The following is a 450-nucleotide window of genomic DNA, read 5'->3' as shown; positions in this document are numbered from 1 at the left end:
TCACGTTCGTGGCAGGCCCGAGCGTCGCAGGGACGCTGTCAGGTCGGTTCTCGTCGGACCACGCGAGACGCGGCTGTACACAGACCGGAAGCTTCCGCTCTCCCTCGCCGTACGCATTGATGTCGTACTCGAGAAGCGAGTTTACCGTGTCTGCCTCGCGCGGGGAGAGTCCCGACTGGTGGAACCCCATCGAGACTTCCCACGTCTCGGTTCCGTCCTCCTCGAGGCGGGGAACCTCCACTTCGACTTTCGAGATACCGCCGTCGATGTGGTTGTACAGCTGGCGAACCGCCCAGTACGGCGACGAACCGTATTCGCCGTAGAGGAGATCACCGCGCGTCTCGTGCGGCGCGCTCGCGACGGAACTCACCGCCGGTCCTCCTCCGCGAGATCGCGGCCGCAGTACTCACAGCGGAAGATGCAGTCGCTGTCGCGGCTGCAGGACGGACA

1 pseudogene is annotated in these 450 nt (G+C 64.9%); it reads right to left on the bottom strand.

Annotated elements, in window-relative coordinates:
* Positions 1-370 (bottom strand): annotated as a pseudogene (locus DVK07_RS21710) (MarR family transcriptional regulator); the annotation flags it as partial.
* Positions 371-450 lie beyond the last annotated feature (80 nt).

It is taken from the genome of Halorubrum sp. Atlit-26R (genome assembly GCF_003666015.1).
Taxonomy (GTDB): domain Archaea; phylum Halobacteriota; class Halobacteria; order Halobacteriales; family Haloferacaceae; genus Halorubrum.
This window is presented reverse-complemented; position numbering and strand designations above follow the sequence as displayed.